This window comes from Streptosporangiales bacterium (assembly GCA_009379955.1).
Lineage (GTDB): Bacteria > Actinomycetota > Actinomycetes > Streptosporangiales > WHST01 > WHST01.
In genome coordinates, this window is the sequence record WHST01000028.1 from 1 (window position 1) to 25,264 (window position 25,264).

Genomic DNA, 25,264 nt, shown 5'->3' on the forward strand with positions numbered 1-25,264 from the left:
CCTGCCCGAAACCGCCCCGCAGACCCCCGAGCCGGGGTCAAGGGGGCTCGGCAGAGAACCCGGCAGCCGTTCGGGAACCACCGCGAGCGTCCGAAGGCCGGGTCATCCCGGGAATGGCTCATTGATCAGCGCATCCCTAGCTGGTCTCGCGGGCGTCTCGCCTGGGTCGGTCTCCAAGCTCCTTGTCACTTTGGCCTCGGAGGGGGTCGTCGACCGCGACGAGAACGGCAGCGTTGTCGCCGTTCGCCGGCGAGCACTGCTGGGGCGTTGGGTGGTCGACTACTCCTTCGCGAAGGCCAACCCATCGGTCGGCTACTCCATCGCACCACGGGGTCTGGAGCGGACTCTCGTTCGTCTGGATGATCAGATGAACGTCGCCATCACGGGATCGGCCGCCGCGCGACGGCTGCTGCCGGAGTCGTCGACGTCCGTCGTTCCACTGCGGCTGTTGGCAATCTACGCCGCGCGTCCAGCGGAGTTGGCCGGCGAGCTTGGGCTGATCGACGCAGAGCCGGCGACCGCAAACGTCGTCATCGCACGACCGCAGGACCCCGACATACTCACTCCGCCTGACGAAGGCGATCTCGTGACGGCGCCGCTTCCGCTCGTGATCGCGGACCTGCTCACCCTGCCCGGCCGGTCCGACGCGGAGGCCGAGCAGCTCATGGACGCACTCGCGGCCGCCGACGAAGCGTGGAAGGGATGACCCATGGACGACCTTGCTCCTGAGTATGTCGCCGCGCGCAGGGTGCTGCTCGACGCGCTCGTCGCCCTCGACGGTCACGTCGACAACCTCGTGCTCGTCGGTGCTCAGGCTGTCTACCACCACACCGAATCGGCCGACCTGAACGTGCCGCTCATGACCACGGACGCGGACCTGGCCGTCAACACCCGCGAGTTTGCCAACGTACCGGAGATCGGCGGGGTGCTGCGGGCTGCCGGCTTCACTCCCGGCCCGAATCCCGGGCACTGGGTGTCGGTGAGCGACGTGGCCGTCGATCTGATGGTGGTGCCCCACCAGGCAGGCACGACCAATGCCTCAGCACGTGCAGCGCGGATCGCCCCTCACGAGAAGCTCACCGCCCGGATCGCTCGCGGCCTCGAACCTGCGTTGCTCGACAACGAGATCGTCACCATCGCCGCACTCGAGCCTGGTGACGCCAGGACGTGCGACATGCGGGTGGCTGGGCCAGCGGCATTGCTGACGGCGAAGGCCATCAAGATCGGAGAGCGGCTGGAACAAGCGGACCGGCAGCCCGACCGGCTCAAGGAGAAGGACGCCCTCGACGCATTCCGGCTGACGCCGCAGGGACGACTCGCCCAGCTTGCTGCCGCCGCCTCCCAGGACGACCAAACCGTCGCCCCAGCCTTCTCCGCTCTCGTCAACGAACTGCTCGCCGCGCTGTGAATCAGCCGAGGGGCGACAGCCGAAGGTGTGGGACGTGTTCTGCTCAGTCGTGATGCTGACGCTCGATTCGCGGATCTTCCGGGCGTCACCGCCCGAACAGTCCTGACCGAGCCGATCAAAGTGCCTCCGCGCACGATTCCCGCCGCTTTGCTGCGAGCGGCCGCAGACGCGGGGCAAGTCTCGATAATGCTCCCGCTAGGTCCACCCCAGCGAGTCTGTCTCCTCTCGGACGGCCGGACATGGATCACGGCGCCTCAGCTATGGCAGCTCCCGACCGGTGCTGGTTGACTCAGGGTTCGGCGGTACGACTCTGGTGGGAGAACAACGGTGGACGTCCTACGTCTGGTGGTGCTGGTCCTGGCGGTGCTGGCGACGGGCCTGCACGCCGGGCTCTACTACACCTTCGCGATCGCGGTCATGCCCGGCATCGGGCGGACCGGAGACCGGACGTTCGTCGAGGCGACGCAGCACGTGAACCGCGCGATCCTCAACGGCTGGTTCGCCCTCGCCTTCGCCGGCGCGCCGATCCTCTCGCTGGTCGCGGCGTTGCTGCACCTCGGCGCCGGCCAGCGCGGCGCGCTGCCGTGGGTGGCGGCGGGGTTCGCGCTGAACCTCGCCGTGTTCGTCATCACGATGGCGCTGAACGTCCCGCTCAACAACGCCCTCGACCGCGCCGGCGACCCGGAGCACATCGCCGACCACGGCGCCGTGCGCACGGCCTTCGAGCGGCCGTGGTCGCGGTTGAACGTCGTACGTGCCCTGGTGTGCCTCGCCGCGTTCGCCGCGCTCACCGTCGCCCTGGTCGACTGACAGCCGCTGGCGCACGCGGGCAGGCCGCGAACTCGTCAGGCGACCGAGGGGCCCATCCCCAGGGACTGGGGTGTACTGGCGTCCGGGGACGGTTGGTGCAGGCCCTCGTCCAGTGGGCCGAACTCGGTCATCAGGGCTCGGCTGCCTCCCCAAGGGGTCTGTTCCTCCGCGATCAACACGTTGGTGGTGAGCAGCAGCCCGGCCACGGATGCCCCGTTCTGCAGGGCCGACCTGGTCACCCGCAGCGGGTCGATGATGCCGACCTCGACCAGGTTGCCGAAACGTCCGTACAGTGCGTCGAAGCCCTCGTCGTCGCCGAGTCCCCGGGACTGTTCGACGATGTCGGCCGCTGGGTGCCCGGCGTTCGCCGCGATCAGGTAGGCGGGTTCGCTCAGCGCCTTGCCGACGATGTCGACGCCGCTCGCGAAGTCTCCCTCGACGGCGAGCTCGGCGAGCACCGGCTCGGCGTGCAGCAGCGACGCACCGCCGCCGGCGACGACTCCCTCGGCCATCGCCGCTCTCGTCGCCGAGAGCGCATCCTCCACCCGGTGTTGCAGCTCGTTCAGCTCGGCCGGGGTGGCGGCGCCGACCCGGATCACTGCGACTCTGCCTGTCAACGCGCCGATCCGTTCGGTGAGGACGTCCTCGTCCACGCCGAACTGGGCACGTTCGAGCTCAGCACGCAGCTGCGTGACGCGGAACTCGACGTCGGTGGCCTTCCCCGCACCGTCGATGATGGTGGTGGTGTTCTCGGTGACGCGCACCTGGCGGGCCCGACCGAGATGCTCCAGGGTCATCGTCTCCATGCTGAACCCGGACTGGCGGGACAGTACCGAGCCGCCGACGACCGCGGCGATGTCCTCGAGCTTGTGCAGCCGCCGGTCACCGAACCCGGGTGCGCGAACCGCCACGGCCTGGAACGTGCCGTTGGCGTGGTTGTGCACGAGCATGCTCAGCGCGGTGCCTTCCACCGTCTCGGCTATCAGCACCAACGGCCTCGGCGCGCGCATGATCTTGTCGAGCACTGGCATCAGCTGCTGGACCTGTGACACCTTCTCGCTGCACAGCAGGATGTACGGATCGTCGACCACGGCTTCCAACCGGCCGGGGTCCGTCACCAGGTACGGCGACAGGTACCCGTTGTCGAACTCGAAGCCCTCGACGAAGTCGACGGACATGCCGATTCGCTGGGACTCTTCGACCGTCACCACACCGCCTTCCCCGACCGTGTGCAGCGCCTTGCCCACCACCGAGCCGACCGCGTCGTCGTCGTTGGCGGAAATGGCGGCGACGCGCATCAGGTCGCGTTCGTCGGTGACCGGATGGGCGACCTTCTCCAGATGCTCGACCAGCCGGGCCACGGCGATGTCGATGCCACGCTTGATCAGCACCGGGTTGCCGCCCTGGCTGATCTTCTGCATCCCTTCCCTGATGATCGCCTGCGCGACGACCGTCGCCGTGGTCGTGCCGTCGCCCACCACGTCGTTGGTCTTGATCGCCGCTTCCTTGACCAGTTGCGCACCCATGTTCTCGAACTGGTCGGGCAGGTGGATCTCCTTCGCGATCGTCACGCCGTCGTTGGTGACGACGGGCGAACCGGTGATCTTCTCGATGATGACGTTGCGGCCCTTCGGGCCCAGCGTCGACTTCACCGTGTCCGCGAGCTTGTCGACACCCACGAGCAGGAGGTTGCGTGCCTCCGGGCCGAACCGCAGATCCTTCGCCATGACTGTGCTCCTCGCGCTCGGCGGGTTCAGGGAATGAGGATCGCGCGGCCACGGACCCGGCCGGCGTCCAGATCGGCCAACGCGTCCAGCGCGGCGTCCAACGGGTACGTCCTGGTGTGCAGGGTGACCTTGCCCGCCTGGGCCAGGACCATCAACTCGGCCAGGTCGTTGTACGTGCCGACCAGGTTGCCGATTACGTTGCGTTCGGTGGAGATGATGTCGATGGTCGGGATGTCGATGTTGCTGCCGTAACCGATGACGTAGTGCGAGCCGCCACGCCGTGTCATCGCGAACGCGTCCTGCTGCGCACCTTGCTCGGCGACGAAGTCGAGGACCACCTCGGCGCCGTTGCCTCCGGTCAGGTCGAGCACCGCGTCCACCTGCTTGCCGTCGGCGAGCACCGTGTGGTCGGCTCCGAGCGTGGCGGCCAGCTCGAGCGCGTCGGGGTTGCGGTCGACGGCGACGATCGTCGTCGCTGTCAACGCCGACAGCACCTGCAGGCCGACGTGGCCGAGGCCGCCGACACCGTTGACCACGCATATCGTGCCGGGGAACAGCGACGGCGCTGCCTTGCGCACGGCGTGGTAGGCGGTGATCCCCGCGTCTGCCAGAGCGGCGACGTCGGCCGGTTTCGTGCTCGGGTTCAACATGATGCAGGCACGGGCCGACGTCAACAGGTACTCGGCCATGCCGCCGTCGGTGTCGATGCCGGGGAACGAGCTGGCGACGCAGTGCATGTCGTCGCCGGCACGGCAGGCGTGGCACAGCCCGCACGTCGGCGTCGGATGCAGGATCACCGTGTCGCCGACGGCGACGTTGGTGACCGCGCTGCCCGTCTCGTGCACCCAGCCGGCGTTCTCGTGCCCGATCGTGTACGGCAGGCTCACCCCGGACTTGTCCGCCCACTGCTCCTCGATGATGTGCAGGTCGGTGCGGCAGACCCCGGCCCCGCCGACCTTCACCACGACGTCGAACGGGTCCCTGGCCTCGGGCTCAGGCACCTCTTCGACGACGGGTTGCCGGTGATACGCATGCAACCGGACAGCCTTCACGACGCCTCCTCCAGATTCGACGAGGGATACCGATGACGGAGCATGCCGACGCAGATTCCGGTGTTCGCGTCCTGGCCCACCGCGGTCAGCCTCGCCCGGGCCAGATAGTCGCGCATCGCCTCGGCGTCGACGGCGGCACCCGTCTCCGGATCGATCGCGAGCGGGGTGTCGTCACCGTGTGGCAGGCCCAGCTCACGCCTCCGCTCACGCAGCCGCTCCAGGTCCTGGCTCGCGGGCACGTCGCCGAGAGTCACGTCCACCAGTCGTCCCGGGTCGATGCCGGACGCGAGCACGGCCCGGCACACCCGGTCGGTGCCGGCCAGCACCGTCTTGCGCAGGAAGGTGGCCCGCAATCCGTCCAGCTCGGCGACGGCCTCGCCGTCGAACGTGCTGACGAAGCCCGCACGCGCGGCGACTCCTTGGTTGATCACGTCAGCGGCGAAATGGTCCTCCAACTGCACGTCGACGGCGTGGACGCCCTCGACGTCACGCACCGCCTCATACGCGTCGGCGACCATGAGGAACGCGAAGTTCGGCGCACAGAAGTACGTCGGCAGCCGCAGCCGAACCGTCGCCGTGCCGTCGGCAACGGTGCTCGACCGGACGAAGCCGAGGCTCGTGACCGGCTGACCCAGCTCGGGGTCGAGCACCGTGTCCAGCGCCGCCGTGATGGTGGCGAACCGACTCACGCCTGCTCCACGAGCGCCGCGTCATCGCGGGCGGCCGGCTCAGCGTCGACCTGACACTCCTTCGGCACGTCGATGCCGTAGAGCTTCGCCGCGTTCAGGCCGAGGATCTTCTTCTTCCCCGCGGTGCCGAGCCGCGGGTAGTCGGAGAACGTCTCGTCCGGATAGTCCCAGTCGACGAACATCTCCACCTGCCACTTCGGCTCCCAGATGGCGTAGTCACTGCCGAAGGTCATCTTGTCCTCGCCGACCCAGTACAGCAGCTCACCCATCACCTTCGCGAAGAAGCGAGGGCGGCCGAACATCTCGGCGCCCGTCGCCACCGACAGGCCCGCGTACACGTTCGGCTCCTGCGTCGCCAGGTAGCAGAAGTCCTCGATCCGCGGCAGTCCGACGTGCTCGATGATGAAGTTCAAGCCGGTGTACTTGGTCGCCGCGTAGTCGACGTCGGCCATGTCGAAGGCGTCCTTGTCCAACGGCCAGATCGTCGGACCCTTGTGCACGTGGATGTTCGTGACGCCGAGCTCTCCGCACTTCTCGAAGAACCGTTCTGCTGCGGGATCCTTCATCGACCAGCCGCGGGAGTCGCCGATCCACTCGGCGGTGTAGAGCTTCACACCCTTGCAGCCGTACTGGGCGACGTCCTGCTCGAGCTTGCGCAGACCAGCGTCTCCCTCACGCGGGTCGAAGCGACTGTTGAGGATGAACTTGTCCGGATACTTCTTCTTGAGTATCGCGTTGCGCTCGACGGTGTTGAAGCCGTCCTTGTACCAGTACCTCAGGTCGGTCGGCTGAAAGATCGCGATGTCCTCATGGCCGTCTTCGAAGATGTCCCGCATCAGATCGTCTTCGGAATACTTCCGGAACTTGTCCATCTTCCAGTGCGTCTCCGGCGGGCCGAGGCCCATGTACCCGTGGAAGCACTCGATCCAACCCTTGGCGTACTCCTCGCGACCCTCGACCCAGTTCTCCGGACTGGCGTCCCAGTAGTGAATGTGAGTGTCGACGATGAAGTACTTCTCACCGTTCTTCTCGTACACGTCTGCCTCCTAGGAGCGAGCGACGAGGTCGAAGTCGAGGAACTCGGCGGCGTCCTCGGGGTTCGCGAACATGATGGTGCGGTCGTCCTGGTGGATCATGCGCCCGTAGTGGGTGGACATGCTCTCCTCGAACTCGGCCGCGTTGAACCAACCGTCCTCCTCACCGGCCGCTTCGTCGATCTCGTCGTAGACGACGTCCATCCGACCCTTCGCGTCGACCCGGATCATCGAGGGCAGCGGAGTGATCGTGACGTTGTCCCTGTGTCCCATCACCTCGGCGACGATCGCGCCGACCTGGTTGTTCATCAGCGTGAAGCCGCACATGTTGGACGCCGTGTTGTTGCGCTCGAACGGGCTCTTCGCCGTTGTGTAGGTCGTCACTGGGCCAGCTCCTTCGGTGTCTGCAGATCCAGGTCGGACAAGATGCCGACGAAACGGCTCTTGGCACGGTCGAGGCCGTCCTCGAAACGCGGCGGCTTGGCGTCCGGCTGCGACCACAGTGGTTGCAGCGTCCTCGCCGCGGCGATGCATCGCGGCACCCACCCCGTCAGCCAACGCTGCATGATCTTCCGGTTGTGGTCGGCGAACTCCTTGTCGTCGCACAGCAGCCGGAACATCGCCTTGGTGTAGCGGAGGTCGCGTTCGGCGTAGTCGTACTCCTCCGCGCCGACCAGCGTCGGCGTGACGAAGTCCCCGTTCGCCGGCGCCGCCTGCTGGACCATGTTGCTGCGGAACAGCTCGCCGACGAGCGGCTCGAAGACGATGTTCCCGGCGAATACGGCCTCGCACCAGTCCCAGATCCCGGTCAGCTGCTCGGCCGTCTCACGCACGCCCTGCCAGGCGGGGTCACCGTTCCAGGTCTCGACGTGTGCCGCGCCGTCGAACGCCGAGATCTCCTCGCTGAGCGTCAGGTTGTACAACGCCAGGTCCTGGGCGGCGCGGATCCGGTGCATGCTGTTCACCGATATCGCGTTGTTGTGCATGTTGGTCGGCGCCCGGCGGTTGGCATTGGCGAACAAATAGAGCCCGAGGCCGTGGTCGACATGCATCCAGGCGCCCACGTGGTGCGAGACGAACTGCACCCAGTTCGGATTCCACTGCTCGAACGCCTTGGCCTGCCGCGCCGCGTCGACGTTCTGGTTGAGCTGGCGCACCACGTTGGAGTTGTAGCGGTACAGCGTCAGCTCCCACTCCTCGTTGGGATCGCGGAACTCGTGCCAGCCCAGGGCAGGCCATTCGTATCCCTGGCCGCCCGAGCCGGGTGACCGTACCGGTACCGGCCTGTCCGTTCCCCAGGCCCTGAGCTCCGTCCACTCCAGCGGGTAGCCGCCCTTGCCGTCGGCGAACCCGTACAGCCAGCCCTGGGCGAGGTAGTGCCTCGGGTCCGGCTGCACCTCGACGGTCACGTCCTCGTAGTGGCTCTGCTTGCGCTTCTGCGGCGTGAAGTAGTTGAACCGGCGGGCCTCCGAGTCCGGGAAGTCCTTCGCGCCCGCCTCGGCGTCGGTGAAGACAGGCTTCGGCACACTTCGCTGTTGTGTCGTTGTCATCTGCTTCTTCCTTCGGTGCTAGCTCTCGTCGGCATCACCGGTGGTGGTGAACTTGTCGTAGAAGATCCGTCTCTCCGCCACACCGAGCGTGGGCAGCAGAGCCAGAGCGGCCTCGACCATGGGCGGGGGCCCGCACACGTACGCGTCCACGGAGGTCAGGTCGCCCTGCATGCGCTCGACCACATCGGTGATCAACCCGACCTCGCCGTGCCAGTCGTCCTCGTCGTCCGGCTCCGAGAGAGCGGGGACGTACCGGAAGTCGGCGAGTCTCTCCGTCAGAGCGGTGAGCTCCTCCTCGAAGCACAGGTCTCGCCGGCGGCGGGCGCCGTAGTAGAACGTCGCCGGTCGGTCGATGCCGCGTTCCGCCATCGAGCGCAGCAGCGAGAGGATCGGTGCCATCCCGGCGCCGCCGCCGACGAAGACCAACCCGGCGTCAGGCGCATCCCGTAACGTGAACACACCGAACGGGCCCGTGATCTCCAAGTGGTCACCGACCGCGACCTCGGTGTCGAGAAACCTGGAGAACAGGCCGTCCGGGTAGATCCTGATGACGAACTCGAGGAGACCGGTGTCCGCACTGGACGTGTTCGCCATGGAGAAGGACCGGGTGGCGTCGTGACCGGGCACGGTGAAGTCCACGTACTGGCCGGGGAAGAACTTCAGTATCGACGGCTCGACGAGACGGACCACCAGGTTGCGCATGTCGTGGGTCACGTGGTCCAAGGCCTCGACCTCCACCTCGGCCTGCTGTATCGGTAGGCCGGACTTGATCATCTCCTCGTCGTAGTTGAGCAGCTCGATGGTCAGGTCCTCGTACGCGTGCGTCCTGCAGAGCAGGGTGTAGCCCTCGTCCTTCTCGAACTCGGGCAGCGCGAACGTCGAGTACTTGTCGAGGTCGAAGTCGTCACCGTCGAGGACGAACGACTTGCACGACCCGCACTGGCCCTCCTTACAGCCGTGCATGAGCATGATGCCCTGCTCCGCGGCGGCGCGCAGGATGGTCTGGTCCTCGTCGACCTCGATGTCGATCCCGACCGGTTCGAATGTCACCTTGTGCTTCTCGCCCATGGTCACGCTCCGGTCGGGATCGACAGTCGAGGTCAGGACTTCGGCCTGGCGGGGCGTCCGGCCGGACCCTGACGGTTGTAGTCGGTGACGAACGCGGCCCGCTCCGCGTCGGTCATCTGGTTGAGGAGGACGTTGGGGCTCTGCAGCGGCGGGCAGCGGCGCAGGTGGTCCAGCGTCCACATCTTCTTCGGGTCCAGGTCGAGGTGCGGCTGGGCGACCAGTGTCTTGCCGTCGTCGCGGACGAACCCCATGTCTGAAACGACGTCCGCCCAGTTCCAGCCGTGGTAGAGCGTCTCCCACTCACGGGAGCCGATCAGCTGGCCCATGTTCGGTGTCTGCCGGCCCTGGTAGACCGGACGGAACGCCTCGGCGTCGGTCCACCGGCATGCCTCGTGGCAGTAGGTCCGCCACTGACCGTTGACCTTGTCGACGACCATGTCCTCCCTGACCAGGCACGGCACCATGCAGGTCCAGCACCTGTGCGGGTAGACGTAGTCGACGTTCTCGAGCGCGATCGGGTTGTGCCCGTTGGGGTACGACAGGCGGTTGTAGTTCTCCCACCACTTGCCGTACCGGTCATACCAACCCGGGTACTTCGACTCGAACCACTCGAAGTCCTCGTCCGTCATCGGGTCGATGCGCCAGTAGTTGGCCAACCACCCGGTGGCGAAGAACTGCGCGACCTCGTGCACGTAGCCCTTGTGCCAGATCTGGTTCCACGACTCCTCGATGAGGTCGTGCGGGATGACGAGGCCGTACTTCTCCAGAGGGACGAGGTAGCTGCGGTAGTAGTCGTCGTAGATCCACCGCCGCCACATCTCCGCGTAGCTCTCCCGATCCTTGCGGCGGTCCTTGGTGCCGTACTCGATGAAGGTGCCGATGGCCGCGTCGACGACGCGGTGGTTGTTCCACCACGCGTAGCGCAGGTCTCGCTCGAGCAGTTGGTGGTTGCTCTCGTCGGACAATGCCATCAGCAGCGTGGCGTAGCCATTGCTGATGTGCCGGGACTCGTCGGACTGTACCGAGTGGAACACCGTCGGCAGCAGGTAGTCACCGTTGGCCGCGGCCTCCGCCGGCATGGCGACGAACAGCGTGTTGGTGAACGCGGTCTCCGCGACGATCGTCAGGTAGATGCTGGCCGCGGTGATCGCGTCGCCGGTGATGAACCCCTCCGCGAACTGGCGACCGATGGTGCCGCAGTAGTCGTTCTGGAAGTTGCGCAGGCTGCTGTTGAAGCCGGCGGGATCGATGTAGTTGTTCATGTACAGACGCTTCAGGTTCTGCTGAATCGTCGAGTGACGGACCTCGTCGATCATCTGGATCGCCTGGCCGTTGTGCAGCTCCGGATTCGGCACCGTGCGGAACAGCAGCGGCATCGCACGTGCGGCCGAGATCTCCGGCAGCGGGATGATGCTCAGGAACAGCTTCTGCCATTCCAGCCATCGTTCCTGCACCTGCCGGAACATGTTGCCGCGTATCGCGCCGTCCTCGGCGCCGTACACCCGGTGGTCCTTCTCCTCCTGCATGGGGAAGTACGACCGCAGTACCTGCTTGAGTGGGTCCTTCTTCTTCGCCTTCCGGAACGTGTAGTCCGTCCCGTAGTGCGACACCGGCTCGTGGTAAGCCGGCTCCCAGGACAGCTCCTGGATCTTCTGATGCGCTCTCGCCACGCTTTGGCGGCTCATGATGACTCCTAACCGGCCGGTTCCGGCGACCCGTTGCGGTGATTAGATCCCGGAACCGGCGGTGTTTCGGTCTCAATATGAGACAGGTAGGACGCGTTCACGGCTCGTCGAGCACGCTGGCGCGCAGGTCGGAGAGTTCGCGGTCACGTCTGGCACGCGCGGCCTGCGCGTCGGCCTCGATGGTCGGCTGGATACCAAGTGCACGCAGCAGTGCGGCGGCCGGTTCGCCGGGATCACCCGAGTCGCCGAGGGTCGGATGGCGCCCGTGCTTCACGAGATGGTGGAACACGGCGTTCACGACGGTCCAGGGGTTGTACGTCTCCTCGGACGAGTCTTCGGACACCATGGGAGGTCCTCCCCGGCTGGCAGGCAGGCGTTCTCATCTTACGCACCGATCAAACGTCCGCTGCCGGTCTCCGAGTGTCTCAATATGAGACACCGAGCTGCCCCGTCGCAGGTATACGCTCATGCGCAGGACACCGGTGTTCACATCCCGTGCTGTCCTCAGTGAGCATGGGGAGGCTCGATGGACGACACCTCGCTCGTCCGCCCCGACGAGGACATCGGCCTCGCTCGCACACGCGTCCGGTTCCTCACCTCGGAGAGCATCGAACCGGACACCGTGCGTGACACGATCCTGGCCTCGTGGCTACGGTCACGGGAATTCCACGTACCGGCCGACCGGATCGAGCTGCCGTACGTGCCGGACCACGATCCGGAGACCCCGCTGATGCGTGCGGGTGAACCGGTGCTGGCCAGACTCAGCGAGCAGCTCGACGGTCAGGCGATCAGCCTGATCCTCACCGATCCCACCGGTCTGGTGCTGAGCCGACAGACGGGAGACCCTGACCTCAACCGGCACCTGGAGACGGTGGAGCTGGCACCCGGGTTCAGCTACGGGGAACGTTTCGTCGGCACCAACGGTATCGGCACCGCCCTCGAGGAGGGTCGGCCGTCGCACGTGTTCGGGCACGAGCACTATGCGGAGAACCTGGAGAACCTCGCCTGCGCGGGGGCACCGATCCGGCACCCGATCACCGGCAAGACCGTCGGCGCGGTCGACCTCACCTGCTGGCGCAGGGACGCCGGTCAGCTGCTCGTGCTGCTCGCCAAGTCGACAGCCGAGCAGATCAGACAGGCACTGCTCTCCTATACGCACAGCCAGGAGCTCCTCCTGTTCCAGGCATATCTGCGTGCCTGCCAGCGAAGCACCGGAGCCGTCATCGCGTTCAGGGACGACGTGGTGATGATGAACGACCGTGCCCGCAAGCTGCTCGACGCCGCCGACCAGGCGGTCGTGCTCGCCCACGCGGATCAGGCGTTGTCCGGCGGGAGCAGCACCACGATCAGCGTGTCTCTTCCCACGGGCGGCAAGGCGCGCCTGCACTGTCGTCGTGTGCACGGCGAGCGACGTGGCCGGACCCTCGGCGGCGTGGTGCACGTGGACCTGATCGACGCGGACGCCCTGGGCGGCGACATGATGGGCGGCTCCCTGCCGACGTTCCTCCCTGGCGTGATCGGGTCGACGCCGTTGTGGCTGCGTTGCTGTCGTGACGTGGACGCGGCATGTGGTCGGGGCGAGTGGCTGATACTCGCCGGCGAGCCTGGCACCGGCCGGTACACGTTGGCCCGTTGCGCGCAACAACGGCACCGGCCGACAGGGCGTCTGCACGCGGTGGACGCCACGTCCGACGACGATTGGCTCGCGCGTGTGCGGCGAGACCTCGTCGAGGATCCGGTGGACGCCCTCGTGATCCGGAACGCGGACCAGCTGTCCGACGACAGGCTGGCCACCCTGACCACGATCCTCGAACAGGTCGACACCGGTCGCCACGCGGGAGCGCCATGGATCGCCATGACGCTCTCCCCGGACTCCACGACCGACACCCGCCTGGTCCGCCTGCTCGCCCTCTTCCCCCGTACCGTCCACCTCCCGCCGCTGAGACAGCGCGCCGAGGACCTCCGCGAGCTCGTCCCGCTCCTGCTCAGCAAGCTCGGCCACGGGGACCGGCTGACGTACTCACCTGCCGCCATACACCTGCTGATGCGTGCCAGCTGGCCCGGCAACGTGGCGCAGCTCTACGACATGCTCAAGAACGTCGCGCGCCGCCGGCGCGCAGGCACGATCCGCCCCGCAGACCTGCCGCCCGAGTTCAGGGCACTGAACAGACGCCCACTCAACCGTCTGGAGTCCGCAGAACGCGACGCCGTCGTCCAGAGCCTCGACGACGCCGAAGGCAACAAGATGCGCGCCGCTACCCTGCTCGGCATCTCCAGAGCGACCCTGTACCGCAAGATCCACGAGTACGACATAGTCCTGTCCGGCCACTGACCCACGAACACTCTCGTCACCCGCCGTCCAGTCGTGGTGTTAACACCGTGAGTCGGGGGTTCACACATGCTGCAGCCGATGGGACCCCCCGAATCGCGATGTGCAGCGGTGCTTCACCTCACGAACGTGAGCGGGTCCGGGACGCCCCCCGCGGACCGAGGGTCAGGGCCGCTCGTCGAGGTACTGTTTCGCCAGGCGCTTCGGGGCGCGGCACAGCCAGGCCTCGACGACGAGCTCCTCGAGGTCGGGGACGTCGATGCGGTCGAGGCGGACGAGGATCGCGGCGTAGCCCTCGAAGTGTGGCGTGGTGAAGAAGACCTCGGGATCGTCGGTGAGCAGCGCCTCCTTGGCGCCGAGGTCGGGCACGGAGGCGCCGAGGATCGGTCCGTCGGGTGCGGCGTCGCCGAGGTCCTTGCGGTCCTTCTTGCTGAGCGGGCGCTCCCAGACGAACCCCTTGCCCCTGACCACCCACGCGGTGTTGCCGTACGAGGTCGTCTCCACGGTCTCGGGCAGCGCCAGTGCCAGCGCGCTCACGTCGTCCCAGGTCGCCACGCCACGACTGTAGAGCCCGCCACCGACGGCGACTAGAGTGCGCGGATGATCACCGAGTTCACCGTGGGAGAACCGGGCTCGGGACCGTACGGCGTCGTCGCCGGGCCCGACGGCGCGCTCTGGGTCACGCTGGTCCACGCCGGGCAGGTCGTGCGGCTCGGGGTCGACGGCAGTGTCACGGAGCATCCGCTCGACTCGCCGACCTGTGGGCCCGCGGTCATCGTCGCCGGACCCGACGGTGCCCTGTGGTTCACCCGGCTGCACGACCACCGGATCGGGCGGATCACCCCCGCCGGCGAGGCCACGAGCTATGCCCTGCCGACCGCCGACGCGGGGCCGTACGGGATCACCGCCGGGCCGGACGGCGCCCTGTGGTTCACCGAGATGTCGGCCGACGCCGTCGGCCGCCTCACGCCGGACGGCGAGGTCACCGAGTTCCCGCTGCCCACGAGCGGCGGCCTGCCGTCGATGATCACCACCGGACCCGACGGCGCCCTGTGGTTCACCCTCAACCAGGGCAACGCGATCGGGCGCATCACCGTGGGCGGCGAGTGCACGATGCATCCGCTGCCGACCGAGGGCACCGCGCCGGTGGGCATCGCGAGCGGCACCGACGCACTCTGGTACGTCGGCATCCTCGGCGGAGTCGTCGGGAGGATGGCGCTCGACGGATCGGTGCGTGAGTTCCCGCTGCCCGACCAGGAATCGCGGCCGCACGCGGTCGTCGCCGACCCGTCCGGCGGCGCCTGGTTCACCGAATGGGGCGGCAACAGGATCGGCCACCTCGACGCTGTCGGCGAGCTGCGCGAGTACGACCTGCCCACCCCGGCGTCCGAGCCGCACGGGCTGACGCTCGGCCCCGACGGCGCGGTGTGGGTGGCGCTGGAAGTGGGGAAGGCAGCCCGCCTCGCGATGGGCTAGTCCGCCGGCTCGGTATTGGTGCGTTACACACTAATTTGGCCGGAAGTGGTCGGGTTAATGGCCGGGTATTCCTGGTAGTATCGAACGTATGATCGAATGCCGGCGGTTGACGGTGGGTGACCTGCACGTGGTCGCCGCCGAGGCCCTGGCGCCCGGCCCACAGATGCAACGAGTCCTGGACACGATCGACGTCGCCGCGGTGACCCACGACTCGCGGTTGGCGATGGTCGAGCTGTACCAGCGGTGCGAGGCCGCACTCGCGGCGCGGCAGCAGCAGGTGCTTGGCGCGTTCGACTACGGCGACGACCCGGGTGGTGACCACGACACCCGCGGTGAGCTCGCGCCGCTGCTGCGGTTGTCGGAAGGCACGGTGCATTCCCGGCTCACCGTGGCCGACGCGTCGTCCGGGATGTTCACCGCGACGCTTGCCCTGTTGGCGGGTGGGCAGGTCACATACTGGCACCTGCGGGCCTTGGTCGACGAGACCCAGGCCCTCACCCCCGACCTCGCGTTGACGGTCGAGGAGCGGGTGCTGCCCAAGGCGCCGGAGCAGACGCTGAGTGAGTTCCGTGCGGCATTGCGCCGCGCGGTGGCCGCGGTCGATCCCGACGGTGCCGCCGACCGGGTCGCGTGGCGGGTCAAGGACCGTGCCGCCTGGGTGAAGCCACTGGCCGACGGGGTGTCCTCCTTGACCGCGGTGATGGCCGGCGATGTCGCTGCCGCGGCGTGGACCCGCGTCGACGACCTCGCGCGGAAGACCGTGCCGGACGACGACCGGACGCTGGATCAGCGGCGCGCGGACACCGTCGCCGACCTGCTCCTCGGCACCGTCCCCGGCGACCGGCAACCACCGGCCGCGCGGGTCGAGGTCACGATCTCCGCGGACACCCTGCGGGGCGGGAACGAGCCCGGGGAGCTGCACGGCCACGGCCCGATCCCCGCACCACTCGCCCGAGACATCGCAACCCGCGCCGGGTCGACGTGGCGGCGCCTGGTCATCGACTCGACGACCGGGTGGCTGCGGGCGTGCGGGGAGAAGACCTACCGCCCCGGCGACTGGACCAGCCTCCTGACCGACACCATCGAACCCGTCCCCGCCGCGGTCCCCACTCGGAAGCCGGGCGCGGCGCTGGACCGGTACGTGAGGGCCCGCGACGTCCGGTGCGTATTCCCCGGCTGCCGCAGACGCGCCAAGACCTGCGACCTGGACCACACGATCCGCTGGGAACACGGCGGCGCCACAGCAGCGAAGAACCTCCACCCGCTATGTCGCCGGCACCATCGGTGGAAAGACGACGACGACATCACATGGCGATTACGCTCTAACGATGACGGCACCAGCACCTGGACCAGCCCCACCGGCCGCAGCTATCTGCGACATCCCCACGATCACCGTTGACCGGAACCCTAGGCCGGCTGCTCGATCGCGGCCGGGCGCTGCTGCACGGCGCGGATCCGCGCCACGTCGAGCTTCCCCGAGCGGTCGAAGCGGTAGACGCCGTTCTCCTCCTGGAAGACGTCGGTGAGCTGGGTGTAGCAGTAGCCGAACATGAACGGGTCGTCGAGCAGCACGTCGACGAGCCCGGCGAAGCGCCGGTGGACCTCCTCCTCGCTCGCCGGACGTTCCCCGTAGCCCCAGGAGTCGTCACGCCGGTCGGGGTCGGGGTTCCACCAGATGCCGCCGAACTCGCTGCAGAAGTACGGCTGCCCGCGGTACGGCACCGACCACGGCACGCCGTCCGGGCTCTCGTTGACGTACGGGTTGCGGTCGGCGAGGCCCTTCATCTGCTCGCCGAAGACGACCGGGTCCTGCTCGTAGTCGTGCGAGTCGTAGACGTCGGCGTCGAGCACGCGGTGGGAGTGGCCGGACGTGTCGAGCACCGGCCGCGACGGGTCGGCGGCCTTGGTCGCGAGGTACATCCCGCGCGTCACGTCGTCGAGCACGGTGAGCCGGTCGTGCAGCGTCTGCCGGGTCTCGTTGAGCGGGCACCAGCCGACGATGCTCGGGTGGGAGTGGTCGCGCTCCAGCGCCTCCAGCCACTGCGTGACGTACGACGCCGTCGGCTGCTGGTTGTCGCCGGGCGGTCCCTGGACGTCCGCGCCCCAGTCGCCGAACTCGCCCCACACCAGATAGCCCATCCGGTCGGCGTGGTAGAGGAAGCGCTCCTCGAAGACCTTCTGGTGCAGTCGCGCGCCGTTGAACCCGGCCGCGAGCGCCAGCTCGATGTCGCGCCGGAGCGCGTCGTCGCTCGGCGCGGTCATCAGGCCTTCGGGGTAGTAGCCCTGGTCGAGGACGAGCCGTTGGAACACCCTCCTGCCGTTCAACGTGATGGCGTGCCCGTCGATCGCGACGCCGCGCAGCCCGGCGTAGCTCGCGGCCGAGTCGACGACGGTGCCGCCGGCGTCGAGCAGATCGACGCGCACGTCGTACAGGTGCGGGTCGTCAGGCGACCAGGTGCGGACGCGGTCGGCGGGGAGTGCCAGCCACACCTCGGGGGCGAGGTCGAGGTCGGCGCGCGACTCGGCCGTCACCACCGTGCCCGCGGCGTCGGACAGCGTGACGCGGACGCGCCGGCCGGCGCGGTTCGCGGACACCGGCACGGTGACCCGGAACGCCGACGCCGCGAGGTTCGGCGTGATACGCGGTCGTCCGAGTCGCGTCTCGGGCACCGGCTCGCACCACACCGTCTGCCAGATGCCTGTCGTGCGCCCGTACGTGGCGCGCGCACCGCGGTACGCCGTCGACTGCTTGCCCCGCGCCTGCGGGCCGTACCGCGAGTCGCGTGCACGGACGACGACGGTGTACGGCCGTCCGGGCTCGGCGCGGTCGGTCAGGTCACAGGAGAACGGCGTGAACCCACCGCGGTGACGAACGGCTTCGGCGCCGTCGACCCACACCGTGGTGTCGTGGTCGACGGCCTGGAAGTGCAGCAGCACGCGGCGTCCCGCCCACCCGTCGGGCACCGTCACCGAGCGGCGGTACCAGACGGCGGTGTGGAAGTCCGGGTCGCCGATGCCGGACAGCTCCGACTCGGGGCAGAACGGCACGACGATCTCGCCGGCGAGGTCGCGGTCGAGCAGCCCGCGCTCGAGACCGGAGTCGCCCCGGTCGATCTCGAACGCCCACGTCCCGTTGAGGCATAGCCACTCGTCGCGGACGAACTGCGGGCGCGGGTACTCGGGACGGGGCACGGACGTCGGTTCGGTCACTGTGGTGGTCCCTCGGTCTCGGGTGGGTGGGCGGTCAAGTTGGCACGGGTGGGTGGGCGGTCCAGTCGGCACGGGTGGGTGGGCGGTCCAGTCGGCACGGGTGGGTGGGCGGTCCAGTTGGCACGGGTGGGTGGGCGGTCCAGTGGGCACGGGTGCGTGTCGCGGGCGGGTGGGCGGTGCGTGTCGCGTCAGGACTTCACGGCTCCTGCGATGCCGTCGACGAAGTAGCGCTGCAGCGCCACGAACAGCACCACGACGGGCAGCATGGAGATGGTCGCAGCCGCGGCCATCCCGGACCAGTCGGTGGTGTTCTCGCCGACGAAGGCCAGCATCCCGACGCTCACCGTACGCAGGTCCGGACGCGAGAACGTGAACGCCAGCGGCAGGAAGAAGGCGTTCCACGTGCTGAGGAAGGTGAGCACCGTGACCGTCGCGGTCACCGGCTTGGCGAGCGGCAGCATGATGCGGAAGAACACGGTGCCGAAGCCGGCGCCGTCGACGAGTGCCGCCTCGGACAGCTCGCGGGGGATGCCGCGGAAGTAGCCGGCGTAGAGCAGGATCGCGGCGACGTTCGCCGCACCCGAGATCGCGACGACCATGCCGGCCAGGGAGTTCAGCAGGCCGAGACGTTGCGAGATGTCGACGACGGGGATGATCGTGTAGCCGGTCGGCACGAACAGCGTGGCGACGAGCACGCCGATGACGACCTTGCGGCCGAGGAAGTGGAACCGCGCGATGACGTAGCCGGCCATCGCGCAGCGGACGACGACGATGACCACCGTCAGCACGGTGACGATCACCGTGTTGAGCAGGTACCTGCCGAAGTTCGCCTCGCCCCAGGCGCGCGCGTAGTTGTCCCACGCCGGCGACGACGGCAGCAGGTCGAGCCCCTGCGTGAACACCTCGGCGGACGTCTTGAGCGACGCCGAGATCATCCACAGGAATGGGTAGACCCACAGCAGGCAGCCCACCGCGAGCAGGAGCGCCGCGATCCACCACGGCAACCGACGCAGCAGCCGTCCGGACGTCATCCGCGCCCACCTCCCCGGCGCGTGGCGCGGACGGCGAGCAGCTGCAGCGCGCCGACCAGGCAGACGAACAGGCCGAACAGGACCGCGGCCGCGGAGGCGTAGCCGAGCCGCGGGATCGTCGAGGCGAACGCCCAGCGGTAGATGTAGACCTCGATCACCTCGGTCGAGAAGAACGGCCCGCCGTTGGTCATCGTGAGGACGAGGTCGAACACCTGCAGCGACGCCTCGACCGACAGCAGCGTGATGATGACGAGGAACGGCTTGAGCAGCGGCACCGTGATGTGCCGAAGGATGCGCAGCGCACCGGCGCCGTCGATCCGCGCGGCCTCGTAGACATCGTCGGGGACCGTCTGCAACGCGGCGAGCCAGTAGACGAGCGTGATGCCGAACCACTTCCAGACGTACACCGCGATCGCCGTGCCGAGCGACGTCGACGACTGGCCGAGGAAGTCGATGCCGTCCGGCGCGAGGCCGATCTCCCGCAGCGCGAGGTTGACCGGGCCGCTCGCCGGGTCGAAGACGAACTGCATGACGACGCCGACGATCGCGGTCGTCGTGACCACCGGCAGGAACAGCGCGGTGCGGAACAGCCGGCGCAGCGGCATGCGTGGTGAGTTCAGCACGATCGCGACGAGCAGGGTGAGGATCACCTGCAACGGCACCGCGCCCGCGATGAACGTCACGGTTACGGTGAACGAGTTCCAGAACTGCGGGTCGGCCAGCACCTCCTGGTAGTTCAGGAACCCGATGAACGACCTCTCGGCGTCGAAGCCGTTCCAGTCGGTCAGCGAGTACACGTAGCTGCCGACGATCGGGTAGAGCGTGAAGACGCCGTAGAGCACGACGGTCGGGGCCAGGAAGAGCCATACCCAGAGCGAGGTGCGGCCGTTGCCGCGCCCGCGCGGCAGTGCCGTCGACGCCGTGGCGCCGGCGGCGGAGACCGTCATGAGAGGACCTCCGAAGTGAGCATCGCAGCGAGCACGTGAGCAGGAGATTCGGTGATACGCGCCAGTGAGCGAGGAGCGGAGCGGAGGAGGTCCTCGGGCAATACCGTCACGCGTGCCCCCTGCCCGCGGTGCTCTCGCGTACGGCCAGCCGCCACGGTGCGCTGACGGTGTCCGGCGGGCTCGTGTCGCCCGACATCCGGCGGGCGAGCTGCTCGACCGCGCGGACCGCGATCTCCGCCTTGTCCGGGGACACCGTCGTCAGCGTCGGCGTGGAGTACCGGCCGTCCTCGATGTCGTCGAAGCCGGCGATCGCGACGTCGTCGGGTACGCGTAGACCGCGCGCGAGCACCGCGCGCATCGCGCCGAGCGCCAGCAGGTCGTTGAAGCAGAAGACCGCGTCGGGCGGCTCGTCGAGGTCGAGCAGTCGCTCCATCGCGCGCAGGCCGTCCTCGCGCTGGAACCGTTCCACGACCATGGTGAGACCGGGGTCGTCGGCGATGCCCGCCGCGCGGAGTGCCTTCCGGTATCCCGCGGACCGATGGGCGGCGGTGTCGCGGCGGCGGTGCACCACCTCGCCGATGACAGCGATCCTGCGGCGGCCGAGGTCGAGCAGGTGCTCCGTCGCGCGGCGCGCGGCCGCCTCGTCGTCGATGGCGACGCGGTCGAACATCTCGGCCGGGCGTTCGCCGAGCAGTACGACGGGGCAGTTGCCGACCCGGCGCCGCAGGTCGTCCTCGGTCAGCCCGAGCGGGCTGAACAGCAGCCCGTCGAACAGCGCCGTCCGGTCGCGCCTGAGCACCAGCTCGCGCTCGCGCTCGGCGACGCCCTCGGTGCGGTCGAGCAGGACGGTGTACCCGCGTGCCTCGGCCTGGTCGACGACGTGGGCGGCGAGCTCGGTGAAGTACGGGACGTCGAACGGCAGCACGAGCGCGAGGAGCCCCGACCGGCCCTGCGACAGGCTGCGGGCCACCAGGTTGGGCCGGTAGCCGAGGTCGTCGAGTGCCTGCTGCACCCGGGCCCGGGTCTCGTCGGCGACGTAGGCGAACTCGTTGACGACGTTCGACACCGTGCGGACGGACACGCCGGCACGGTCGGCCACCTCGCGCTGTGTCACCACCCTGGGCGACCCTCCGTCCATGTCCACTCCCTGCGACGGCCTCGAGATACGTCCAGGGACAGTCTTGCCGCGCGGCATGCATCGATGCAAGATGGTCTTGCCGCGCGGCAAGGTCGCATTCGCTGGCCCGCCGTGGTTGCTCACCCTCGGTTACCCAGGAGGCCGGAGACCATGACCGCGATGTCCAGGCGACGCTTCCTCGCCCTGTCCGGCGCCGTGGCTGCCGCCGCGGTGACAGGTGCCTGCGGCGGTGGCGGCGGTGGTGGCGGCGCCTCGCGGTCGCTCACCTGGTGGGACCACCAGAACCAGCTGGAGCAGGCCAAGGAGGCGATCTTCACGAAGTTCGCGAAGGCGAAGGGCGGAGTCCCGGTCCAGTACACGTACTACAACCCGCAGAAGATGGGGCAGGCGCTGCAGCTCGCCAAGCAGAGCGACCAGCTCCCCGACGTCCACTCCAACGCCGGCCTGCTGCTGCAGTCGGCGGCGCTGGTCGACGGTGGATGGGCGCAGCCGCTCGACCTGTCGGTCGAGGCGGCGGAGCGGCTGAAGGGCTCGCTGGTCGACGGCGTACACGTCTTCGACGGCAAGACGTACGCGTTCCCCATCTTCAGCCACCAGGTGTACGTCACGGTGAACTGGTTCAACACCAAGCTGGTCGAGAAGGCCGGTCTCGACCCCGATGCTCCGCCGGAGACCTACGACGAGTTCCGCGCGGCGGCTCGGGCCGTGCAGGACAAGGCGGGGGACAACACCTACGGGTGGGTGTGGAACATCGGGATGCCGGACCGGATGACCGCACAGGTCGACTACCTCGCCCAGGCCGCGGGCTTCGAGGGTGGTGGTGAGGGCTACCACGAAGGGAGGTTGTACCGCACGGGCGAATTCGCGTTCCACGCCGACGAGTATGTCGACGCGATCGAGTTCCTCGTCTCCCTGAGCAAGGACAAGCTCGTCGTGCCCGGCGCGAACTCCTGGATCGACGACGTCGCGCGCGCCCGCTGGACCGCAGGCGCGTCCGCGTACTACTTCGACGGCCCGTGGTGCCCTGGCGTCGCGTTGAAGGACACGCCGGACTTCGGCAAGTCCCTCGGCGTGGGCCCGATACTGCGACCAAACGCCGGCTCGCCGCTCGCGTTGTACCACCGGCAGCAGCTCGGCGACTACTGGCTCTCGCCCGGCGCCAAGAACGTCGAGGCGGCCAACGCCCTGCTGAGCGACTACTTCACGACGCCCGAGTACTCCGTGCAGGTCGCGAACACGATGTCGCAGCCGCCCCGTGACATCGAGGTGGTCGAGAAGTCGTCCGCGCATCCGGCGTACAAGAAGCTGATCGGCTGGTTCCGCGAGTCGGTGTTCGCGGCGCCTGAACCGATCATCGGCAACCCCGACGTGCAGAAGGTGGAGATCGAGGGCAAGCGCGTCACGCCGACGCTCGGTGATATCACCCAGGGGGCGCTGACCGGTGACATCACTGACGTCCGCGGGGCGTTGAAGAAGCTCTCCGACGCGAGCAGCAAGGAGCGCGAGCGCGCCGTCGCCGCGGCGAAGAAGAAGGGCGCCGAGGTCGAGCTCGACGACTACGCGTTCCCCAACTGGAAGCCGGGCGCGGACTACACCAAGCAGATGTACGCCCAGCGGTGACGCTGCCGAACATCGTGCTGGTCATGACCGACCAGCACCGTGCCGGCTTCACCGCGGCCGACGGCTTCGCCCTCGACACCATGCCGTTCCTCGACGGGCTGATGGCGTCCGGCATGCGGTTCCGCCGTGCGTACACCTCGTCGCCCGCATGCGTGCCGGCCCGCTGCAGCCTGCTCACCGGACGCTTCCCGACCGCGCACCGCGTACGGCAGAACAGTGCGGCGCGACACGTGCTGCGCGGCGACGACCTCGTCGACGTGCTGCGCGACGCGGGCTACTCGCTGCAGTACGCGGGCAAGACGCACTTCTACCGGGAGGCCGGTGACTTCGACGCGTTCGCGGCGCCGTACTGGCACGAACGCGGGCCCGACGGCGCGGCGCACGGCGAGGAGCGGCGGTTCGAGGAGTGGCTCGCCGGTCTCGACCACGGCGTCGCGCACGAACCGACGCCGTTCCCGCTGGAGTGCCAGCTGCCGTACCGCATCGTGTCCGGCGCGATCGACTCGCTGTCGCACACGCCGGACGACCGGCCGTACTTCGGCTGGCTGTCGTTCCCCGAGCCGCACAACCCGTACCAGGTGCCGGAGCCGTACTTCGGCATGTTCGCCGAGACCGACGTGCCCGACCGGCTCGCCGGTCCGGAGGGCGCGGAGCGCAAGGGTGGCGACTGCCGCTGGCTGCGCAGGCTGGTCGAGGAGAAGCGGCCCGGCTACGACGACGGGTGGCGACGCTACCGGGCGAACTACTGCGGCATGCTCCGGCTGATCGACGACCAGCTGCGCCGGTTCTTCGCCGCGCTGATGGAGAGCGGGCGGGCCGAGAACACGGTGGTGCTCTTCGTCAGCGACCACGGCGACTACGTCGGCGACTACGGCCTGCAGCGCAAGGGCGCGGGCATGCCCGAGTGCCTGATGCGCATCCCGTTCGCGGTGACGGGACCCGGCATGGTCGCGGACGTGAACGACCGCGACTTCGTCTCGCTCGTCGACGTCCTGCCGACGGTCTGCGACGCCGTCGGCGCCGAGATCCCGTTGGGCGTACAGGGGCGCAGCCTCTGGCCGGTGCTGCGCGGCGAGCCGTACCCGGCGGAGGAGTTCGCGAGCATCTACGCCGAGCGCGGCTTCGGCGGCCTCCCGTACGGCGTCGACGAACGTCCGCCGCTGCACTTCGACTACGCCGGCCCGACGTTCGACGAGCTCAACACCGTGACGCAGTCAGGCACGACGGTGATGCTGCGCCGTGACCGGTGGAAGCTGCTGATGGACGAGAGCGGACGCGGCGAGCTCTACGACCTCGACGCCGACCCCGCCGAGCTGACGAACCGTTACGACGACGCGTCGCTCACCGAGGTGCGTGCCGCACTCACCGCCGAGCTGCTGCGTTGGTCGATCCGCACCCGCGACGACCTCCCGCGGGCGGCGTACACGCCCAGACGTGCGCCCCACAACTGGACCGGCTCGGCCCCGTGACCTCGCCGCGTGCGGGGGGTCGCCCGCACCCGTGAGGGGCACCCTCACCGCGTCATAGCAAGGTGAGGGTGCCCCTCACGGGTCCCCGGTCTTGGCGCTGGCGGCCCTACGCGGCGGCGGACCTCGTCACTTGTCGATGCCCGTGGTGGCGACGCCCTCGACGATGCGGCGCTGGAAGACCAGGAAGACGATCAGCAGTGGGAGCGCGCCGAGCACCGCCGACGCCATCAGCTGCGCGTAGCGGATGCCGAAGCTCGACTGCACCGTGACGAGACCGACGGGGATCGTCATCATCTTGGTGTTGGTCATGACGAGCAGCGGCCAGAGGAAGTTGTTCCAGCTGGTGACGAAGCTGAAGATCGCCACGGCCGAGATGATCGGCCTGGACAGCGGCAGGTAGATCTGCCGGTAGATGCGGAACCAGCCCGCGCCGTCGGCTCGAGCGGAGTCGGAGAGCTCCTTCGGCAGACCGGAGAAGAACACCGAGAAGACCAGCACCATCGGGGTGCAGGCCACGATCGGCAGCACCAGCGCCCAGTAGGTGTTGAGCAGTCCCAGCGCCTCGAACTCGCGGAACATCGGCAGGATGATCGCCTCGCTGGGCAGCAGGAGGCCTGCGACGAGCAGCGCCATGAACGCGCGCCGGCCGGCGAACCTCGTCTGCGACAGCGCGAAGCCCGCCATCGAGCACACGACGACCGTGAGGAACGCCGCGATCGCCGACGACACCGCGCTGTTGAGGTACCAGTTCTGCATGTCGCCCATGGCGAAGATCGAGCGGTACGCCTCGAGCGTCCAGTTGTCGGTCCACCACGAGCTCGGGTTGGCGGCGATCTCGGCCTCGGGTCGCAACGACGTGACGCCCGCCCACAGCAGCGGGATGAGCCAGAGCGCGGCGAACACCAGCAGGACGAGGGTGCAGAAGGCGTTGAACCAGCGCGTGCGCCAGTCGATGTCGGACTGCGTGACCTTGGCGGGCACGTCGGCGCTGCGCGCGGTGCTGGACGTCACGGCTGCCATC

General features: G+C 68.5%; 23 protein-coding genes. 8 read left to right on the top strand and 15 right to left on the bottom strand.

The annotated features are described in order from the left end of the window. The first annotated feature begins 271 nt into the window (after nucleotides 1-271). From GEV10_10935 to GEV10_10945, 3 genes are all read left to right on the top strand, one after another. Nucleotides 272-706, top strand: coding sequence for a hypothetical protein (locus GEV10_10935; GenBank protein ID MQA78971.1), 435 nt, complete (start codon nucleotides 272-274; stop codon nucleotides 704-706). 3 nt (nucleotides 707-709) lie between these two features. After that, the gene (locus GEV10_10940) at nucleotides 710-1,408 is read left to right on the top strand and encodes a hypothetical protein (protein MQA78972.1); all 699 of its coding nucleotides are present in this window, start codon (nucleotides 710-712) and stop codon (nucleotides 1,406-1,408) included. 327 nt (nucleotides 1,409-1,735) lie between these two features. Further along, complete coding sequence (locus GEV10_10945; GenBank protein MQA78973.1) at nucleotides 1,736-2,218, top strand: DUF1772 domain-containing protein; 483 nt, start codon at nucleotides 1,736-1,738, stop codon at nucleotides 2,216-2,218. Between the two features lie 35 nt (nucleotides 2,219-2,253). On the opposite strand, the gene groL is transcribed toward GEV10_10945, so the two are convergent. The 9 genes from groL to GEV10_10990 form a co-directional block, all read right to left on the bottom strand. Continuing rightward, a complete protein-coding gene (groL, locus tag GEV10_10950) occupies nucleotides 2,254-3,945 on the bottom strand; it encodes a chaperonin GroEL (protein ID MQA78974.1) in 1,692 nt (563 codons plus the stop codon). Nucleotides 3,946-3,971: 26 nt separating this feature from the next. Then, nucleotides 3,972-4,997 carry an alcohol dehydrogenase catalytic domain-containing protein gene (locus GEV10_10955; protein ID MQA78975.1) on the bottom strand — a complete coding sequence of 342 codons (1,026 nt, stop codon included), beginning with the start codon at nucleotides 4,995-4,997 and terminating at the stop codon, nucleotides 3,972-3,974. Beyond that, the gene (locus GEV10_10960) at nucleotides 4,994-5,686 is read right to left on the bottom strand and encodes a DUF59 domain-containing protein (GenBank protein ID MQA78976.1); all 693 of its coding nucleotides are present in this window, start codon (nucleotides 5,684-5,686) and stop codon (nucleotides 4,994-4,996) included. The genes GEV10_10955 and GEV10_10960 overlap by 4 nt, the downstream gene beginning before the upstream one ends. After that, nucleotides 5,683-6,723, bottom strand: a complete 1,041-nt coding sequence (locus tag GEV10_10965; GenBank protein ID MQA78977.1) for an amidohydrolase family protein — start codon at nucleotides 6,721-6,723, stop codon at nucleotides 5,683-5,685. Before GEV10_10965 ends, GEV10_10960 begins: the two co-directional genes overlap by 4 nt. Before the next feature lie 9 nt (nucleotides 6,724-6,732). Then, nucleotides 6,733-7,104 (bottom strand): monooxygenase, encoded by a 372-nt coding sequence (locus GEV10_10970; GenBank protein MQA78978.1) that lies wholly within the window; start codon nucleotides 7,102-7,104, stop codon nucleotides 6,733-6,735. Then, nucleotides 7,101-8,270 carry a toluene hydroxylase gene (locus GEV10_10975; protein ID MQA78979.1) on the bottom strand — a complete coding sequence of 390 codons (1,170 nt, stop codon included), beginning with the start codon at nucleotides 8,268-8,270 and terminating at the stop codon, nucleotides 7,101-7,103. Before GEV10_10975 ends, GEV10_10970 begins: the two co-directional genes overlap by 4 nt. An 18-nt stretch (nucleotides 8,271-8,288) precedes the next feature. Next, nucleotides 8,289-9,338: a 2Fe-2S iron-sulfur cluster binding domain-containing protein gene (locus tag GEV10_10980; protein ID MQA78980.1), complete on the bottom strand. Its 1,050-nt coding sequence runs from the start codon at nucleotides 9,336-9,338 to the stop codon at nucleotides 8,289-8,291. Between the two features lie 32 nt (nucleotides 9,339-9,370). Then, complete coding sequence (locus GEV10_10985) at nucleotides 9,371-11,023, bottom strand: methane monooxygenase (protein MQA78981.1); 1,653 nt, start codon at nucleotides 11,021-11,023, stop codon at nucleotides 9,371-9,373. Between the two features lie 97 nt (nucleotides 11,024-11,120). After that, a complete protein-coding gene (locus tag GEV10_10990; protein MQA78982.1) occupies nucleotides 11,121-11,369 on the bottom strand; it encodes a hypothetical protein in 249 nt (82 codons plus the stop codon). Between the two features lie 180 nt (nucleotides 11,370-11,549). On the opposite strand from GEV10_10990, the gene GEV10_10995 reads away from it, so the two are divergent. After that, a complete protein-coding gene (locus tag GEV10_10995; GenBank protein ID MQA78983.1) occupies nucleotides 11,550-13,355 on the top strand; it encodes a GAF domain-containing protein in 1,806 nt (601 codons plus the stop codon). Between the two features lie 162 nt (nucleotides 13,356-13,517). Here GEV10_10995 and GEV10_11000 read toward each other — a convergent pair whose 3' ends face one another. Beyond that, the gene (locus GEV10_11000) at nucleotides 13,518-13,907 is read right to left on the bottom strand and encodes an MmcQ/YjbR family DNA-binding protein (GenBank protein ID MQA78984.1); all 390 of its coding nucleotides are present in this window, start codon (nucleotides 13,905-13,907) and stop codon (nucleotides 13,518-13,520) included. Nucleotides 13,908-13,952: 45 nt separating this feature from the next. Between GEV10_11000 and GEV10_11005 the strand changes: the two genes are divergently transcribed. Together GEV10_11005 and GEV10_11010 are read left to right on the top strand one after the other, a co-directional pair. Continuing rightward, nucleotides 13,953-14,828: a virginiamycin B lyase gene (locus GEV10_11005; GenBank protein MQA78985.1), complete on the top strand. Its 876-nt coding sequence runs from the start codon at nucleotides 13,953-13,955 to the stop codon at nucleotides 14,826-14,828. Between the two features lie 88 nt (nucleotides 14,829-14,916). Further along, nucleotides 14,917-16,227, top strand: coding sequence for a hypothetical protein (locus GEV10_11010; protein ID MQA78986.1), 1,311 nt, complete (start codon nucleotides 14,917-14,919; stop codon nucleotides 16,225-16,227). 8 nt (nucleotides 16,228-16,235) lie between these two features. On the opposite strand, the gene GEV10_11015 is transcribed toward GEV10_11010, so the two are convergent. The 4 genes from GEV10_11015 to GEV10_11030 form a co-directional block, all read right to left on the bottom strand. After that, a complete protein-coding gene (locus GEV10_11015; protein ID MQA78987.1) occupies nucleotides 16,236-18,038 on the bottom strand; it encodes a beta-galactosidase in 1,803 nt (600 codons plus the stop codon). Nucleotides 18,039-18,226: 188 nt separating this feature from the next. Next, nucleotides 18,227-19,069, bottom strand: a complete 843-nt coding sequence (locus tag GEV10_11020; protein ID MQA78988.1) for an ABC transporter permease subunit — start codon at nucleotides 19,067-19,069, stop codon at nucleotides 18,227-18,229. Next, entirely contained in the window at nucleotides 19,066-20,016 is a 951-nt protein-coding gene (locus GEV10_11025) for an ABC transporter permease subunit (GenBank protein MQA78989.1), read from the bottom strand. Before GEV10_11025 ends, GEV10_11020 begins: the two co-directional genes overlap by 4 nt. A gap of 106 nt (nucleotides 20,017-20,122) precedes the next feature. Continuing rightward, entirely contained in the window at nucleotides 20,123-21,154 is a 1,032-nt protein-coding gene (locus tag GEV10_11030; protein ID MQA78990.1) for a LacI family DNA-binding transcriptional regulator, read from the bottom strand. A gap of 63 nt (nucleotides 21,155-21,217) precedes the next feature. Here GEV10_11030 and GEV10_11035 point away from each other — a divergent pair, with 63 nt between their 5' ends. After that, nucleotides 21,218-22,774: an extracellular solute-binding protein gene (locus tag GEV10_11035; protein MQA78991.1), complete on the top strand. Its 1,557-nt coding sequence runs from the start codon at nucleotides 21,218-21,220 to the stop codon at nucleotides 22,772-22,774. Nucleotides 22,775-22,797: 23 nt separating this feature from the next. Further along, on the top strand, nucleotides 22,798-24,243 hold the full coding sequence (locus tag GEV10_11040; protein ID MQA78992.1) for a sulfatase-like hydrolase/transferase: 1,446 nt from the start codon (nucleotides 22,798-22,800) through the stop codon (nucleotides 24,241-24,243). A 126-nt stretch (nucleotides 24,244-24,369) separates the two neighbouring features. Here the strand turns inward: GEV10_11040 and GEV10_11045 are convergent, their stop codons facing one another. Further along, entirely contained in the window at nucleotides 24,370-25,263 is an 894-nt protein-coding gene (locus GEV10_11045; protein MQA78993.1) for an ABC transporter permease subunit, read from the bottom strand. Nucleotide 25,264: the final 1 nt, after the last annotated feature.